Below are 16,842 nucleotides of genomic sequence, written 5' to 3' on the forward strand. Positions count from 1 at the left end.
TTCATCCGGGGCTCCTGGAGTGCTTGGTTGGTCGCACTTCCAGAATTCCGGGAATGCCCCGGATGAACAACCTACTGAGAGATCACAGCTAGGCGAGCTGCGCGGGCTATTCGAGCATGAACAGGCTGCGCCCGCAGAACTGCGCCTCGAACTGGTGGGCGGGCATCGGCCGGCCAAGCAGGTAGCCCTGCACTTCGTCGCATTCGTGGTTACGCAGGAAGTCGAGCTGGTCCTGGGTCTCCACGCCCTCGGCGATCACCGTCATGTTCAGGCTGTGGGCCATGGCGATGATGGCGCGAGCGATCTGCCCGTCCTGCTCGCCCTGGGGCAGGCCGTCGACGAAGCTGCGGTCGATCTTCAGCACGTCGATGGGAAACTGCTTGAGGTAGTTGAGCGACGAGTAGCCGGTGCCGAAGTCGTCGATGGCGATGCACAGGCCGAGGCTTTTCAGGTCTTTCAGGGTCTGCATGGCCGCGCCCACGTCCTGCATGAGGATGCTTTCGGTGAGTTCCAGTTCCAGGCAGGCCGCCGGGATGTTGCTATGGCCGAGGATGCGCTCGATGCGCCGGTGCAGCTGGCCGTCGCTGAACTGGCGGGCCGACAGGTTCACCGAAACCTTGGGGACACGGATCTTGTTGTGGTGCCAGATGTTCAACTGGCGGCAGGCTTCTGCCAGTACCCAGTCGCCGACCTGCACCACCAAGCCGAGTTCTTCGAGCACCGGGATGAACGCGTCCGGGGCCACCAGGCCACGCTTGGGGTGCTGCCAGCGCAGCAGCGCCTCGACGCCGGTCAGGCGCTTGCCATTGCCGGAGAACTGCGGCTGGTAGTGCAGCAGGAATTCGCCCTGTTCCAGCGCGTGGCGCAGGTCGCTTTCCAGCTCCAGGCGCTCCAGGGCGCTGGCGTTCATGTCCGCCTGGTAGAACTGGAAGTTGTTCTTGCCGCGTTCCTTGGCGTGGTACATCGCGGTGTCGGCGTTCTTCATCAGCTGGCTCAGCTCGTTGCCGTCCTGGGGGCTCAGGGCGATGCCGATACTGGCGGTGACGAAGAACTCGCGGCCTTCCAGCACGAAGGCGCGGGCCAGGCTGGCGAGAATCTGTTCGGCGACGTGGATGGCCCGGTGCAGGGCGCCCTCGCGGCTGCCGTTGGACTGCAGCAGCAGGGTGAATTCGTCCCCGCCCATGCGCGCCACGGTGTCGTCTTCGCCCACGCAGGCGGCCAGGCGAACGGCCACATCCTTGAGCATGCGGTCACCGGCGGCGTGGCCGAGGGAGTCGTTGATCGGCTTGAAGCGGTCGAGGTCGAGGAACATCAGCGCCACCCACTCGCGATGCCGCTCGGCATGTTGCAGGGCGGTGTGCAGGCGATCCTGGAACAGGGTGCGGTTGGGCAGTTGGGTCAGGGCGTCGTAGTACGCCAGGCGGTGGATGCGCTGTTCGCTGGCCTTGCGCTCGCTGATATCGCTGAAGAAGCACACGTAGCTGACCAGGTCGCCTTCTTCGTCGTGCACCGCGGTGATGCCGACCCAGGCCGGGAAGTTCTCGCCGTTGCGGCGTTTCAGCCAGATCTCGCCTTCCCAGGTGCCGCGCTGGTAGAGCTGGGACAGCACGTAGTGCAGGTGGGTGCTCTGCTGGCTGTCGGCGGTGAGCATGCCCGGCAACTGGTCGAGCACCTGCTCGGAGCTGTAGCCGCTGACCCGGCTGAAGGCATTGTTGACCTGGACGATGTAGCCCGCCAGGTCGGTGACCAGAATCGCCGCCGTCGAGTGCTCGAATACCGTGGCGGCCATGCGCAGGTCTTTTTCGGCACGACGCTGCTGGCCGATGTCGCGACCGACGCCGAGCAGGCCCTCGAAGCGCCCGTTGTCGTCCCACATCGGCACCAGGCGCAGTTCCACCGGAATCTTGCGGCCATCGCCGTGCAGGCAGTCGAACACGAACAGTTGCGGCGTCAGGGTCTGGCGCAGCTCGTGCAACTGCTGGGGCGCGCCGAGGGCGGAGCGGATGCGTTCGACCAGGGCGAAGATGCCCGTCAGCTGCTGCGGGTTGGTGGCCAGACCTTCGAAGCCATGTGCCTGAATCCACTGCGGTGTGTAGCCGAGCACCGTCTGCACGGACGGGCTGATGTAGTTGAGGGTCAACTGGCTGTCGGTGGAGCAGATCACGTCGCTGATGCTTTCGGCCAGCATGCGATAGCGCTGTTCATTGTCACGCAGCGATTCGTTGCGGGCGATCTGTTCGGTGATGTCCTTGGCCACGCCGATCAGGCGGCCGACCCAGCCATTGGCATCTCGCGAGAGTGCCTGCTCGGTGACGCTGAACCAGCGCCAGGAACCGTTCTGGTGACGGGCGCGGAACTGCGATTCGAGCAGCACGCCGTCGCTCAGCACCGTTTGCAGATTGCGCACGCGGGTGTGGAGATCGCTGTCGTCGGGGTGGACGACGGTTTTCCAGAAATCGTCGCCCTGGTCTTTCACGAAGGCCGCGTCGTAACCCAGCTTGGTGCCGATGTCGTGGTTGCTGAACAGCAGGGTGCGCGACGGGATGTCGTTGACGTAGAGGGTGTCGGGCACCGCCCGCACCACTTCCGACCAGAAACGCTCTCGCTCGACCAGCGACAGTTCCATGCGCTTGCGGCTGGTGATATCGCTGATGCTCAGGGCCACGGCGTGCAGGTCCTGGAGGCTTTCCGGCAGGCGCATGACCAGCCACAGGTGGCGGATGATGCCATTGGGGCCGTCGATGTGGCTCTCCAGTTCGAGCTGGCCGCCACCGGCGAGCAGCGCCGTGCTGAGCTGGGAGCGGAAGCCGCCGGGGCTGATCTGGCCACGGTTGATCAGTTGTTGCCAGGCCTGTTCGGGCGTGCTCACGCCGAGCAGACGCAGGGCGACCTGGTTGGTTTCGGTGATGCGCATATGGCGCAGCAATTCGCTGTGGCGCTGTGGGTTGCTCTGCAGCCAGGGCTGCAACTGGGCGCCGGTGCTCAGCCCCTCGTCGACCAGGAATTGATGGAGGCCGGCGAGGTCGAGCACGCAGAGGGCCGTGCCGGTCCCGTCGAAGATGTCCTGGTAACGGCGCCGGGTTTCCTGCAGCACACGGGTGGCGTGCTGCTCTTCGGTGACGTCGCGCAGCACCCAGACGAAGCCCAGGTGGCGTGCGTCGTCGCCGAGGTCACTGCGGGTGATGGTGAACAGGCGCCTGTCGCCGTCCTGGGTGATTTCCACCAGGTCAGGGCCGAGATCGCTGTGGAACGCCGTGGCGTGCAGCAACAACGGGTCGAGGCGCGGCAGCAGTTCCAGCAGGTGCCATTCGCGGGCATGGCGGTTGGCCAGGCCGAACAGCGCCTCGGCCTGCGGGTTGAGGTAGGTCAGGCGGCCGCTGCTGTCGGTCACCAGCACCCGCTCCTCGATAACCCCCAGGGCACTGGCGGCCAGGTACAGGGAGCGCCGCGACGCCGCGTTGAGGGCGTGCAGGTTGCTCTGCTCACGTAGCAGGCGATAGAGGGCGAACAGGGTGAGCAGGCTGCAGAGAATGAACAGAAGGAACTTGCCGGCCATTTCCGGCAGCACCTCGGTCTGCACCTGGCGCTCGTCGAGCAGCGTGCGCAGTTGCCAGTCGGAGCCAGGCACGCCCTGCACAGAGACGGTCTGTGCCTGGTTGGCGGCAGTGACCATCGGGTAGTTGCGCTGGTGCGAGCCCAGCCCGCGCGAGCCGGCGATCACCCGTTCGCTGGAGGCGTCCTCCAGCAGCCAGGGGACGTCACCCTCGCGGCTATCGGGCATCCAGCCTGCAAGCGCCTCGGCGTTCAGGCGCAGCGCCCAGTAGCCATTCTCCACGGGGCTGTGCAGCAGCAGGTAGATACGCCCGCCGTGTCCGGGGGTGAACGCATACTGGTAGCGCCGGTTGGCGCTGCGGCCGGCCAGCTCAGCCAGCAATCGCTGGTCGCCGCTTTGTGGCGCGCTGTCGTGCAGTACACGGCCGTTGGCGTCCAGGCGGGCAATGCTTTGCAGGGACGGGAATACCGCGAGCAGGTTGTCCAGGTAGCGCCGGTGCCGGTCAGGGGCGTTTTCGGGTACCTGGGTGGCACCGAGCAGTGCTTGTCCGGCATTCGCCAGCGACGCCATGCTCATGCCCAGTTGCCTGGCCAGTTGTTCGCTGACCGCCAGATTGAGCTCGCGCTGGTTGTGCTTCAGCTGACGGAATTCGAGCTGCAGTTGCCAGAGCAACAGAGCCAGCAGGCCGAACACCAGCACGACCAGGGCGCCTTTGAACGAGCGGCGCATGGGCACGCTGGAGGAGTCGCGATGGGGACGCGTGGTCTTGTGCGCTGACACGTGATGAGGTCCTGCGGCGGCGGGCGAAAGGGCGGGCAGTACTGTTGAAACGGTAGTAAACAGGCCGTCCGCTTGCCAGGGCGGCTAGCATGCCACAACTGTGGCGAAGTGCCAGTCCGGGCGACGAGTGTCTTGCCGGTGCCTGTGCTTCCCGCCGCCCCGCCGCCGTCGCGCCCTTGCCGGCCTGCGCTGCTGCCAGGGCGTCGCCCACGCGGCTCGGCCGCAGCCATGATCGGCCGGCATGCGCTAGGCTTGCCATTCCCGCGTGCAGGCGGCGGCTTCGGTCGCCGGCGCGACATTTCTCCGTTTGCGTGACGCATCGTCTTCGCATAGGGTGCGCCATCGTTGCCATTTATGAGTGAGGTCTGAATTTTGGCTCAATACGTCTACACCATGCATCGGCTGAGCAAGGTCGTGCCGCCGAAGCGCGAGATCCTCAAGAACATTTCCCTGTCCTTCTTCCCGGGTGCCAAGATCGGCGTGCTCGGCCTGAACGGCGCGGGCAAGTCGACCCTGCTGCGCATCATGGCCGGGGTGGACACCGAGTTCGACGGCGAAGCCCGTCCGATGCCGGACATCAATGTCGGCTACCTGCCGCAGGAGCCGCAGCTCGACCCGAACAAGACCGTGCGCGAGGTGGTCGAGGAAGCCGTGAGCGGCATCAAGGACGCCCAGGCGCGCCTCGACGAGGTGTACGCCGCCTACGCCGAGCCGGATGCCGACTTCGACAAGCTGGCCGCCGAGCAGGCCAAGCTGGAAGCCATCCTGCAGGCCAGCGATGGCCATAACCTGGAGCGCCAGCTGGAAGTCGCCGCCGACGCCCTGCGTCTGCCGGCCTGGGATGCCAGGATCGAACACCTGTCCGGCGGTGAGAAACGCCGCGTGGCACTGTGCCGCCTGCTGCTGTCGGCGCCCGACATGCTGCTGCTGGACGAACCGACCAACCACCTGGACGCCGACTCGGTGGCTTGGCTGGAGCGTTTCCTCCACGACTTCCCCGGCACCGTGGTGGCGATCACCCACGACCGTTACTTCCTCGACAACGTCGCCGGCTGGATTCTCGAACTCGACCGCGGCGCCGGTATCCCGTACGAGGGCAACTACTCCGGCTGGCTGGAGGCGAAATCGTCCCGTCTGGCCCAGGAGTCCAAGCAGCAGTCGGCCCACGAAAAGGCCATGAAGGAAGAGCTGGAGTGGGTGCGCAAAGGCGCCAAGGCCCGCCAGTCGAAATCCAAGGCGCGTCTGCAGCGCTTCGAGGAAATGCAGTCCCAGGAATTCCAGAAACGCGCCGAGACCAACGAAATCTACATCCCGGCCGGGCCGCGCCTGGGTGACAAGGTCATCGAGTTCAAGAACGTCACCAAGGGCTATGGCGACCGTGTACTGGTCGAAGACTTGTCGTTCAGCGTGCCCAAGGGCGCCATCGTCGGTGTGATCGGCGGTAACGGCGCCGGTAAGTCGACCCTGTTCCGCATGCTGATGGGCAAGGAGACCCCGGATGCCGGCAGCATCGAGGTCGGCGACACCGTGCAACTGGCCTGCGTGGACCAGAGCCGCGACGACCTGGACGGCAGCAAGTCGGTCTGGGAGGCGGTTTCCGATGGCCTGGATCAGATCAAGATCGGCAACTACGAGGTGCCGTCCCGTGGTTACGTCGGCCGTTTCAACTTCAAGGGCGCCGACCAGCAGAAGTTCGTCAAGGACCTGTCCGGCGGTGAGCGTGGCCGCCTGCACCTGGCCCTGACCCTCAAGGAGGGCGCCAACGTCCTGCTGCTCGACGAACCGTCCAACGACCTCGACGTGGAAACCCTGCGTTCGCTGGAAGACGCACTGCTGGACTTCCCCGGCGCCGCCATCGTGATCTCTCACGATCGCTGGTTCCTGGACCGTGTGGCGACCCACATCCTCTCCTACGAGGACGACGGCGTGCTGTTCTTCGAAGGCAACTACACCGAGTACGAGGCCGACCGCAAGAAGCGCCTCGGCGACGCTGCCGCCCAGCCGCATCGGGTACGGCACAAGAAACTGGCGCAGTAAGCGCTGCAATGAAAAAACGGAGCCAGTGGCTCCGTTTTTTTGCGGCTGCATTTCCTTGAAGGGGTTCACCATCCTTCGACGAAATGCCTGTGCGATGACCGAAAAGTGGCAGGAGCGGCCGTTCGGCTCAGGTAGCTGTGGGAGCGCGCCGTGCGGGCGAGAAATCACGGGCATGGCCCGTTCCCACAATCAAGCGCCGAATGACCGTTTACGCCTCATCACCGTCGATCCATCAGCAATACCCGCTCTCAGATACACAAGGATCGTGCGCGGCTCCTACGCTCGGCTGCTGACCTCGACCCGCAATGTCTTGCCCGTCGGCGTGCAACTGACGGTCACCGGGCAGAAGGCCTCGATCACCTGGATATTGCTTTGCAGATGCTCGCTCAGGTGCGTGGTGGTGAAGCTGCCCGTACCGGCCAGCGCCATGGGCAGCAAGAGCTGGTCGGCCAGGTGCTCGGCCACCGCCGCCTCGCTGGCAAGCCATTGACGCAGCGCTTCGATGGCCCGGTCGGCGACCGTTTCCGCTCGCACAGCGGATTGCCCGAAGGCGCAGAACTGTTCCGTCAGCTGTTCGCAGGCCACCGTCAGCATGAGGATGTTGCCGGGGCCGTGACTCTGATCCAGCCAGGTGCAGTGCAGATCCTCGGCCGCCCACTTCAGGCGCTTGCCGACCCGCTCCAGTTCGCGCTCACCGACATGCCCGGCGATCCCGGCCAGCAAAACCTGCGCGTGCTGCCCGGTTATCGCACCGCGTTCGGTCAGGTGCAGCGGCAGCAATTGCGAGGGCTGAATGAAGGCCTCCAGTTCGCCCCCACCGGCCGGCACGAAGCCGTGGCGGTGCAATTGCAGTTCGACCTGCGCGCCCATACGCCGCAGCAGCGGTAGCCAGGCCTGATCGAGAAAGTCGAAAGGCGGTGCCGCCGGGTTGTGGGTACCACCGCTGATCTGCACGCGGCTCGGTTCGGCGGCACGCAGCAGGGCTGGCAGAATGGTCTGCAGCACCAGGGTGCAGCTGCCCGCCGAGCCGATGGCGAAGCGGTAGTCGCCACCGCGCACTGCCTGCGGGCGAAAGGTCAGGCTGGTGGCGTGCATCTGCGCGCCTTCGACCTCGGCAGCGCTGATCTGCGCGGCAGCCAGCACGGCGGTCAGGTGCTGACGCAGCAGGCCCGGGCGGCTGCGCTTGGCGCGGATGTTGTGAATACGCAATGGCGTGCCGGTGATCATCGACAGGCTCAGCGCGGTGCGCAGCACCTGGCCGCCTCCGATGGCGCCATCCAGTTCGACAATGTCCTCGTTCATGTGAATCCTTGTTGATCGTTTCCAGGCTGCGCGTGGGAGCGCCCCTCGGGACGCTCCGCACCCCAGCCAGCGAGAGCTTCAGGCGTAGTGCCTGACCATTTCGCGCAGGTAGTCGTCGAGCACGCCGCTGTCCGCCTGGGTGCGCGGCAGTTTCGGTACCGGCCGCTCCAGCTGCGCCTCGATAAAGCCATGCAGGACGGGGCGACGAGGGCCATAGGCCGACTCATCGGCCAGGCGCTTGAGGGCCAGCAGTTCGTCGACTTCCTCCAGCAGGGCTCTGTCGTCCACCGTCTGCAGGAGGTCGGCGAAGGTCATCGGCGGTCGGCCGCGACCCTGGTCGATCCAGCGCACGGCCAGCAGCGGGCGCAGTACGTAGACGTATTTCTTGAACCGCACCGACTCGCCCTGCAGGTAGCCACGGAAGTTCTTCCTGGCCATCGACAGGTAGTGGTTGCGGGCTGCCGGCGGGCTGTAGAAGCGTTCGGCCAGTTCGCGCAGGCGCACCGTGGCTTCGTCTTCCTGGCGATACACCAGTGGCGAGTCGAGCCACTCCAGCAAAGTGGGGTTGGACTTGCGCAGCAGGCCGAGGGTCTTGCGCAGTTCCCAGCCACTGACGTCCAGCTCGTCATCCAGCGGGCGCTCGATCACGTCGCGTCCCTCGTCGACCTGGACGAACCAGTCCGGTTTTTCCACGTAGACGAAGCGTACGTCGTAGTCGCTGTCGGTGGAGGCGAACCCCCAGGCGCGGCTGCCCGACTCGCAGGCATACAGCACCTTGACGTTGCGCTCGCGTTCGACGCGTTGCAGCTCTTCCAGCACCCGCTCGCGCATGGCGTCGCTGAGTGGATGACGTTCCTCCGTTGCCATGTTCATTTCCTTTATGACGTGCTTAGCGCAATCGTTCGCTACTGCCCTTCACTACGAGCCCATCGGCTTCCAGCCGTTCGACACGCTGCAGCAACGCTGCTCGTTCGACCGTCGAGGTCGTCGGGTCGACCATCAGGTATTGTCTGTTGCACCAGGTGCTCAGTTGCTCCAGCCAATACGCCCGTTCTTCAGGGGCGCTATCCAGGCGTCTCAACAGGTAAGCCAGTTGCTGCCAGCGTGGTTGCAGCTCCAGTAGTGCAGCACGCCGCCTGTGGGACAACGCGTACCATCCAGTATCCAGCCTGGTGTCGAGTTCGCTGGCCAGCTCGTTCCAGTCCTGCGAACTCAAGCGCTCTACCGCTTTGGCGAACACCTTGTCGGAGGTGTCATCGAGTGCCGCCAACTGCCTCGATAGATCGCTCTGTCCGAGGCTCTCGACGGCAGCCAGTCGCACGCTGCTCATGGGCGCTTGCCGGGCCTGGTCTTTCCAGCGCTCGTCCAGGTCGACCGCCAGCTCGCAAGCCAGGCCAAGCAACCCCAGCCATTCGCGCTTGTTGGCTGGCGCCTGTTGCTCGAGGCGGGTATGCAGCACGTCGTGAACATCCATCTGCCAGCGTGGAGCCGCCCAGCGTGCCAGGTTGCGCACGGCGGGCGAGGCATCCAGCAAGGCCTCGCGCAGCAGCGGACGAGGGGCATCGAGCGCCGTCAGCAGGTAGCGCAAGGCGTTGACCCGAACGCTGGCGCCCGGTGTCGCGAAGGCCCTCAACAACAACGGACGCGCCAGATCCGCTGGCAGCACCTGGCAGGCAGACACTGCCATCTGTCGTACCGTCATTTCACGATGCGCCAGTGCGGTAGCGAGCAGGCTGGTTGGCTCGTCGCTTGCTTCCAGCAACAGCCCGAAGAGAAATCGAGCGCCTTTGCCGTGCTTCGCGACGAACGCGGCTTCCACCTCGTGGCGCGCCTCTGCCGTCTGCAGGACTGCTCGAGCCGCTGCCAGTGTGGGGCCGTGGTCGGCGCGCTGGCGTTCGGCAAGCGCCATCAGCGCTGGCAGGGCATGCAGCAGGGCTGTCGTGTGCTCTGGGGTCAAGTAGGTCTGTACGCCAGCGACTGCCAGTTTGCGTATTTGTGGCACCCAGTCGTTGACGCGTTCTAGCAAGGCCGCCAGTGCATCGGGGGAAGGCTGCTCGCTCAGCTCGCGTACCGCCACCTCGCGAACAAAGCCATTACCGTGCGTGCTGAGCGTGAGCAAGTCGCCTGGCCCCTTGCAGGTTGCCAGTGCCTCCAGGGCATCCTGGTGGCGACGGTCTTCCCAGTAGTCGCCGGAAGCCGGGCGGCTCTTCAGCCGCTCCAGCCAGTCTTTCAGGTGTTTCATATGCTCTATCCTTTTACGCACACCACCTGACGCAGGGTGTGCATGACTTCCACCAGCTCGCGCTGGGCGTCCATGACATGGTCGATGTCCTTGTAGGCCATCGGGATTTCGTCGATCACGTCGGCGTCCTTGCGGCATTCGACGTGGGCCGTGGCCTTGATCTGGTCGGCCACGGTGAACAGTTTCTTGGCCTTGGTTCGGCTCATGGTTCGGCCGGCGCCGTGGCTGCAGGAGCAGAACGCTTCCTCGTTACCCAGGCCGCGCACGATGAAGCTCTTGGCGCCCATCGAGCCGGGGATGATGCCCAGTTCGCCCTTCTTGGCGGACACCGCCCCCTTGCGCGTTACCAGTACCTCTTCACCGAAGTGGCGCTCCTTCTGCACGTAGTTGTGGTGGCAGTTGACCGCTTCCAGAGCGACTTCGAACGGTTTGGCGATGACGCCCCGGGCCGCTGCGATCACCGCGTGCATCATCAAGGCACGGTTCTGCTTGGCGAAGTCCTGGGCCCAGCCTACCGCCTGCACGTAGTCGGCGAAGTGCTGGCTGCCTTCCTCGAAGTAGGCCAGGTCGCGGTCCGGCAGGTTGGCGATGTGCTGGCGCATATCGGCCTGGGCCAGTTCGATGAACAGGTTGCCGATGGCGTTACCCACACCGCGCGATCCGCTGTGCAGCATGAACCAGACGCGGCCTGCTTCATCCAGGCAGACCTCGATGAAGTGGTTACCGGTTCCCAGCGTTCCCAAGTGTTTGCGGTTGTTGGTCTTCTCCAGCTTCGGGTACTTGTCGGTGATCACCTTGAAGCGATCGCTCAGCGCCGACCAGGCGTGATCGGCCAGATCCGGTACGTTTTCCCAGGCACCACGGTCGCGACCGGCGCGGGTGTTGCTGCGGCCATGGGGAACGGCTTTCTCGATGGCGGCGCGCAGCCCGGCCAGGTTGTCCGGCAGGTCGGTGGCGGTCAGCGAGGTACGTGCGGCGATCATTCCGCAACCGATATCCACCCCGACCGCAGCCGGGATGATGGCGCCGATGGTGGGAATCACGCTGCCGATGGTCGAGCCCTTACCCAGGTGCACATCCGGCATCACGGCCAGGTGCCTGAAAATGAAGGGCATCTTCGCGGTATTCATCAGCTGCTGGCGGGCCTCTTCCTCGACCGGTACGCCTTGCGTCCACAGTTTGATCGGCTTGCCGCCTGCGACTTCCAGCAGGTTGTAGGTCTTGGTTTGCATCATCATTCACTCGTATTCGTGCTGGCCGTGCCAGCGTGTTTGCAGTGCGGCGACAATCGTTGGTGAAACATGCGCCTTGCTCTGTCCAGTTGAGCTACAGCCTGACGGCTGGCGGGAGTCGAACCCGCAACCCTTGCGTCCTGTAGTTACACCGGCATTCGCCGGGCCAATCGAAAAAGCGTGGAGGCGGGCCTCCTGCAGCGACGAGGTGATGGGCACATTCGCTCTACCGACTGAGCTACCCGTTGCCGGGGCGGGGCTCGAACCCGCGACACACTGTAGTACCCATGGCATTCGCTGCCGACCCACCGTGGCGGGCCTTGAAAAGATGCGACGACAAAAGTGGTGAAACGTATTTTCGTGTTCTGCCATTGAACTACGGCCCCCCAGTGATGGAGCCGACGGGACTCGAACCCGCAACCTCGACCGTGGAAGGGTGTAGTTCCACCGGCATTCGTCGCAAAACCGTTGAATCAGGTGGCACGACAAGATGAGTGACTGTTCCGTGTTGCCACGGGCGGGAATCGAACCCGCTTAACCGATGTACAGCCACTGGCATTCGTGCCTTCGCGCGCAGTCGACAAGGGCGTGACGAGACGTCTTGGATGTAGTCCCATCGGCATTCGTATGCGCTCGAAATCGTTGATCTTGTACGCCCAGCCCTGATTGGCTGGGCGCGTTCTCATACCTCCATCTGCTCGATGGCGTCGACCCAGTGGGCTGCGCCATAGGTACCGGTGGAGAACTGTGCCACCACATCGAACACAGCGTCGCTGAAGCCGCCGACATTCAGGATGTCCGCACGATCCGGCGCCTGGGTGGTGCCATGGGGCTGCAGGTCGATGCAGATCAACCGCGCTTGCGGGTTGAGGTGCTTGATCCGCTCCCACTGCCGCAGGGTTTCCGTGGCGCCATGAAGCCGGGCGTCGATCCAGGATTCGTTGTCGGAAACCAGAATCACTGTATCCACCCGCGCCTTGGCGTCCGCCAATTGTTGCAGGGGAGCCGAGCAACGGGTTCCGCCGCCACCGATCGCCGCCAGCTTCTGGGCATTGCTCATCACGCTGTCGCGCGGGTTGAGCGTTACCTTCACCACCCTGTTCTCGAACGGCAGCACCTGGGCATGCGGTTGCTTGCGCAGGATAGCCGCTGCCACCAGTGCCGCGACGTCGATGCAGCGCACCGCCGTGGTCGCACCCTGTCGATAGCCGGTTACCGGGCTCGCCATCGAGCCCGATACGTCCGGGCAGACCACCACCTTGCCGCTCAGCACCGGCACGTTGGCCAGCGACAGCTCCAGGGCATCCTGCAGCGCTTCGCGCACCACCAGCGGTACTTCGTTGCTGGCCATGCGGTAGGCCGCCAGCAGCTGGTAGGGGTAAACCCGCGCCTTGGCCACTGCCTCTGCGTCGGCCAGCCGGGCGGCGACGATTTCCGCGCAGCCCCTGATCTCGAATGCGCCGTGGCGCAGCAGCGTGTTCAGGTTCATGCGCAGTGCCTGCCAGCCCATGCGTCCTGCCAGTTCGGCCCATTGCGCGGCGTTCAGCGTCTCGTTGCCGAGCAACTGGAACGGTACCTGCGGCAACTCGTTACTGGTTCCGCTGCGAAACGCCAGCAGGGAGCGGGTCAGCGGTGGCAGCGCAGCGACATCCGCCGGCTTGCCGATCAGCCAGGCGAAGAACGCCTCGCGCCATGCTTCTGCCGGCTTGGGGTGAACCATCTTCACCACGTCTGCCAGGGAGGGCTGGTTGCCGATCGCAGCCTGCAACAGTTGGCGCTCGCTGGCCGTGTTGAGCCAGTTCTGCACCAGTCGCTTGGGCTGCGAGCCCAGGGATTTACGCCCGGTCACACCGCTACGCAGGATCTGCACGAAGGTGCGCAGCATCTTGCCGTTATCCACCACCTCGGCGAACAGCGCCGGTACCAGGCTCGAACGTTGCGCCGCCAGGGCTGCCAGCAGCAGGGCGGGCATGTCCTTCATGTGGCCTTTCTTGCGGGCATACAGGGCGGCCTTGGCCACGTAGCGGCTATCCAGTTGAGCGACCAGCGCCAGTACGTCGGCCAATTGGGTCTCGGCAGCGGCGTAGTAGGTCTGGTTCAGGCAGCCGGTCACCGCCAGTTGCGCCAGCTTGTGCTTGGGCTTGTAGGTGTAAGCCGGAGCCTGTGCCTTGTTCAGCGTATCGCTGGCTGGCAGTTGCGCTTGCTGGGTATTGAACAGCTTGAAGTTGGCCATCGTGGCGTCTCGCTCTGTGTTTCCGTGTTGCCAGAGTTATTGCAGCCGCTGTGCCAGCTTTTCGTTTTTCGCACTTATTTAATTTTAAGTAAATGATTTATAAGGATTTAAATTTATTTTTGGAGGATTCTTTGACGAAGTGATTGGTGGGTTCTCTCTGATTTTTATAGATGAATGGATAGTTTTTTATATTTTTAGATAATATTTGCAAATCGTCTTCCATCCGGAAAATCAGAGGCAACTGACATGGCACGCAAGCGCACGGTCGCAATCGGTTTCATCGGCGCGACCCTGGATCGGGTGGGCAAGGGCGCCAACCGCTGGAACAAATGGCGACCCAGCATCGGTCTGTGTCAGCAGCCGGATCTGCTCATCGACCGCCTCGAGCTGATTCATGGCGCCGATGCACGTGACATCAGCCTGGCCGAGCGCGTGCGCGCCGATATCGAGCAGATATCCCCGGAAACCGAAGTGCGCCTGCAGCCGATGCACCTGAGCAACCCTTGGGATTTCGAAGAGGTCTATGGGGCGCTGCACGATTTCACCAGCGCCTATGCCTTCGACACCGAGCACGAGGATTACCTGGTGCACATCACCACCGGCACCCACGTGGCGCAGATCTGCTGGTTCCTGCTCACCGAGGCGCGCTACCTGCCGGCACGCCTGGTGCAGACCTCCCCTGCCCGCAGGCGGGACGAAGCGGCCCAGGTCACCGGTACCCATGCGCTGATCGACCTCGACCTGTCGCGCTACGACCGCATCGCCACGCGCTTCCAGCACGAGCGCCTGGAGGGCCTGGCCTTTCTCAAGTCGGGTATCGCGACGCGCAATGCCGCCTTCAACCGTTCCGTCGAGCAGATCGAGCGGGTAGCGGTACGCTCCTCGGCGCCGATGCTGTTGATTGGCCCCACTGGCGCTGGCAAGTCGTTTTTGGCCCGGCGGGTGTACGAACTCAAGCGCAGTCGTCACCTGGTAAAAGGCCGCTTCGTCGAGGTCAACTGCGCCACGCTGCGTGGCGATGGCGCCATGTCCGCGTTGTTCGGCCACCTCAAGGGCGCGTTCACCGGCGCGCAGAGTGCCCGCGAGGGGCTGTTGCGCGCCGCCGATGGCGGCATGCTGTTTCTCGACGAGATCGGTGAGCTGGGGCTCGATGAGCAGGCGATGCTGCTCAAGGCCATCGAGGAAAGACGCTTCTTCCCCATGGGCTCGGACCGCGAGCTGAGCAGCGATTTCCTGCTGATCGCCGGCACCCACCGGGACCTGCGTGCGCGGGTGGCCGAAGGGTTGTTCCGCGAGGACCTGTACGCGCGCATCAACCTGTGGACCTTCGAGCTGCCGGGGCTGGCGGGGCGGCGCGAAGACATCGAGCCGAACATCGACTTCGAGCTGCAGCGCCACGCCCGCGAACAGGGGCGCCTGGTACGCTTCAACCTGCAGGCGCGACATCGCTACCTGGCCTTCGCCAGTTCCGGCGAAGCGGCCTGGCAGGGCAACTTCCGCGAGCTGTCGGCCTCCATCACCCGCATGGCCACCCTGGCCGACAGCGGGCGCATCGATGAAGCCCAGGTGCAGGAGGAAATCGAGCGGCTGCGCCGTGCCTGGGGGGCGCCCGCGGACGGAGGCCTGGCGGCGATACCGGGGGCTGCCGAGCTGGATCTGTTCGACCGGTTGCAACTGGCTGCGGTGATCGACGTCTGTCGTCAGGCCGGCAGCCTGTCCGAGGCCGGACGGCGGTTGTTCGATGTCAGCCGCCAGGCCAAGGCGCAAGCCAACGATGCCGACCGGCTGCGCAAATACCTGGCCCGCTTCGGGCTGACCTGGCAGGCGATTCGCGAGCCGGGATGATCGTTTTGGTGCTCTTTGTGAATGTTTTTGGTGCGTATTTTTACCCTGAATGCCCCTGTAAATCGGCGGTAATTTATGTAAAGGCACCAAAAACTTTCATAAAGGCGTCATTTTGCACTTTTTAAGTGCGATCCATTCTTGCTAGAGTCGCGGCCACTTCCACAACGTGGCGCAGCAAGACGCCAGGAGTCCGCCATGAGCATGTCCGTCGATCGTTTCCTCGCGCGTGTGCAGCAACGCGACCCCGACCAGGCCGAATTCCACCAGGCGGTCGAAGAGGTGCTGCGCAGCCTGTGGCCATTCCTCGAGGCCAACCCGCACTACCTGCAGGCCGGTATCGTCGAGCGCCTGGTCGAACCGGAGCGGGCCGTGCTGTTTCGCGTGCCCTGGGTCGATGACGCGGGTCGGGTGCAGGTCAATCGTGGTTTCCGGGTGCAGATGAACAGTGCCATCGGCCCCTACAAGGGCGGCCTGCGCTTCCACCCGTCGGTGAACCTCAGCGTGCTCAAGTTCCTGGCCTTCGAGCAGACCCTGAAGAACTCCCTGACCTCGCTGCCCATGGGCGGCGGCAAGGGCGGCGCGGACTTCGATCCCAAGGGCAAGAGCGACGCCGAGGTGATGCGTTTCTGCCAGTCGTTCATGAGCGAGCTGTACCGCCATATCGGCGCCGACCTCGATGTGCCGGCCGGCGATATCGGCGTCGGGGCGCGGGAGATCGGTTTCCTGTTCGGCCAGTACAAGCGCCTGGCCAACGAGTTCTCCTCGGTACTCACCGGCAAGGGGCTGAGCTACGGCGGCAGCCTGATCCGCCCGGAGGCGACGGGGTACGGCTGCGTGTATTTCGCCGAGGAAATGCTCAAGACCCGTGGCCGCAGCTTCGACGGCCAGCGCGTGGCGATCTCCGGTTCCGGCAATGTGGCGCAATACGCCGCACGCAAGGTCATGGAGCTGGGTGGTCAGGTGATTTCGCTGTCCGACTCCGAGGGTACGCTGCACGCCGAAGCGGGTTTCAGCGAGACGCAGTGGCAGGCGCTCATGGCGCTGAAGAACCAGCAGCGCGGACGCATCCGCGAACTGGAAGGCAACGGCTTGCGCTTCCAGGCCGGTCAGCGGCCGTGGAGCCTGGCGTGCGACATCGCCCTGCCATGCGCGACCCAGAACGAGCTGAACCTGGACGATGCCCGCACCCTGCTGGGCAATGGCTGCGTGTGCGTCGCCGAAGGCGCCAACATGCCCACCACCCTGGAGGCGGTTGACCTGTTTGTCGAGCACGGCACCCTGTTCGCACCGGGCAAGGCATCCAATGCCGGTGGCGTTGCGGTCAGCGGCCTGGAAATGTCGCAGAACGCCATGCGCCTGCACTGGAGCGAAGGCGAGGTGGATGAGAAGCTGCACGGCATCATGCAATCCATTCACGCTGCCTGCGTCCGTCACGGCGAGGAAAACGGCACCATCAACTATGTGAAAGGCGCCAACATCGCCGGCTTCGTCAAAGTGGCGGACGCGATGCTGGCCCAGGGCGTGGTTTAAACGCAGCACGCGCAGCAGGGCAATCCTGTTGCGCTATCCCACCCCTCGTTAGGCAGGGCCAGTGCCCTGATCGATCTGGCAGCCAAAA

At 64.4% G+C, this 16,842-nt stretch carries 9 protein-coding genes; 3 read left to right on the forward strand and 6 right to left on the reverse strand.

The window, feature by feature from the left end:
• Window positions 1-106 precede the first annotated feature (106 nt).
• The gene (locus BLR94_RS14100) at window positions 107-4,282 is read right to left on the reverse strand and encodes a bifunctional diguanylate cyclase/phosphodiesterase (protein WP_084306572.1); all 4,176 of its coding nucleotides are present in this window, start codon (window positions 4,280-4,282) and stop codon (window positions 107-109) included.
• A gap of 423 nt (window positions 4,283-4,705) precedes the next feature.
• Between BLR94_RS14100 and ettA the strand changes: the two genes are divergently transcribed.
• Entirely contained in the window at window positions 4,706-6,370 is a 1,665-nt protein-coding gene (ettA, locus tag BLR94_RS14105) for an energy-dependent translational throttle protein EttA (RefSeq protein WP_084306573.1), read from the forward strand.
• 276 nt (window positions 6,371-6,646) lie between these two features.
• Here the strand turns inward: ettA and rtcA are convergent, their stop codons facing one another.
• The 5 genes from rtcA to BLR94_RS14130 all read right to left on the reverse strand — a co-directional run bounded on the left by rtcA (window position 6,647) and on the right by BLR94_RS14130 (window position 13,379).
• Window positions 6,647-7,672 carry an RNA 3'-terminal phosphate cyclase gene (gene rtcA, locus BLR94_RS14110; protein WP_084306574.1) on the reverse strand — a complete coding sequence of 342 codons (1,026 nt, stop codon included), beginning with the start codon at window positions 7,670-7,672 and terminating at the stop codon, window positions 6,647-6,649.
• A gap of 78 nt (window positions 7,673-7,750) precedes the next feature.
• Window positions 7,751-8,539, reverse strand: a complete 789-nt coding sequence (locus tag BLR94_RS14115; RefSeq protein ID WP_084306575.1) for a nucleotidyltransferase domain-containing protein — start codon at window positions 8,537-8,539, stop codon at window positions 7,751-7,753.
• Between the two features lie 22 nt (window positions 8,540-8,561).
• The gene (locus BLR94_RS14120) at window positions 8,562-9,914 is read right to left on the reverse strand and encodes a HEAT repeat domain-containing protein (protein ID WP_084306576.1); all 1,353 of its coding nucleotides are present in this window, start codon (window positions 9,912-9,914) and stop codon (window positions 8,562-8,564) included.
• Window positions 9,915-9,919: 5 nt separating this feature from the next.
• Window positions 9,920-11,146, reverse strand: coding sequence for an RtcB family protein (locus tag BLR94_RS14125; RefSeq protein WP_084306855.1), 1,227 nt, complete (start codon window positions 11,144-11,146; stop codon window positions 9,920-9,922).
• 682 nt (window positions 11,147-11,828) lie between these two features.
• On the reverse strand, window positions 11,829-13,379 hold the full coding sequence (locus BLR94_RS14130) for a vWA domain-containing protein (RefSeq protein ID WP_084306577.1): 1,551 nt from the start codon (window positions 13,377-13,379) through the stop codon (window positions 11,829-11,831).
• 246 nt (window positions 13,380-13,625) lie between these two features.
• Here BLR94_RS14130 and rtcR point away from each other — a divergent pair, with 246 nt between their 5' ends.
• Together rtcR and gdhA are read left to right on the forward strand one after the other, a co-directional pair.
• On the forward strand, window positions 13,626-15,224 hold the full coding sequence (gene rtcR / locus BLR94_RS14135) for an RNA repair transcriptional activator RtcR (protein ID WP_084306578.1): 1,599 nt from the start codon (window positions 13,626-13,628) through the stop codon (window positions 15,222-15,224).
• Window positions 15,225-15,419: 195 nt separating this feature from the next.
• A complete protein-coding gene (gdhA, locus tag BLR94_RS14140; protein WP_084306579.1) occupies window positions 15,420-16,754 on the forward strand; it encodes an NADP-specific glutamate dehydrogenase in 1,335 nt (444 codons plus the stop codon).
• Window positions 16,755-16,842: the final 88 nt, after the last annotated feature.

The sequence above is a fragment of the Phytopseudomonas flavescens genome (assembly GCF_900100535.1).
GTDB lineage: Bacteria > Pseudomonadota > Gammaproteobacteria > Pseudomonadales > Pseudomonadaceae > Aquipseudomonas > Aquipseudomonas flavescens.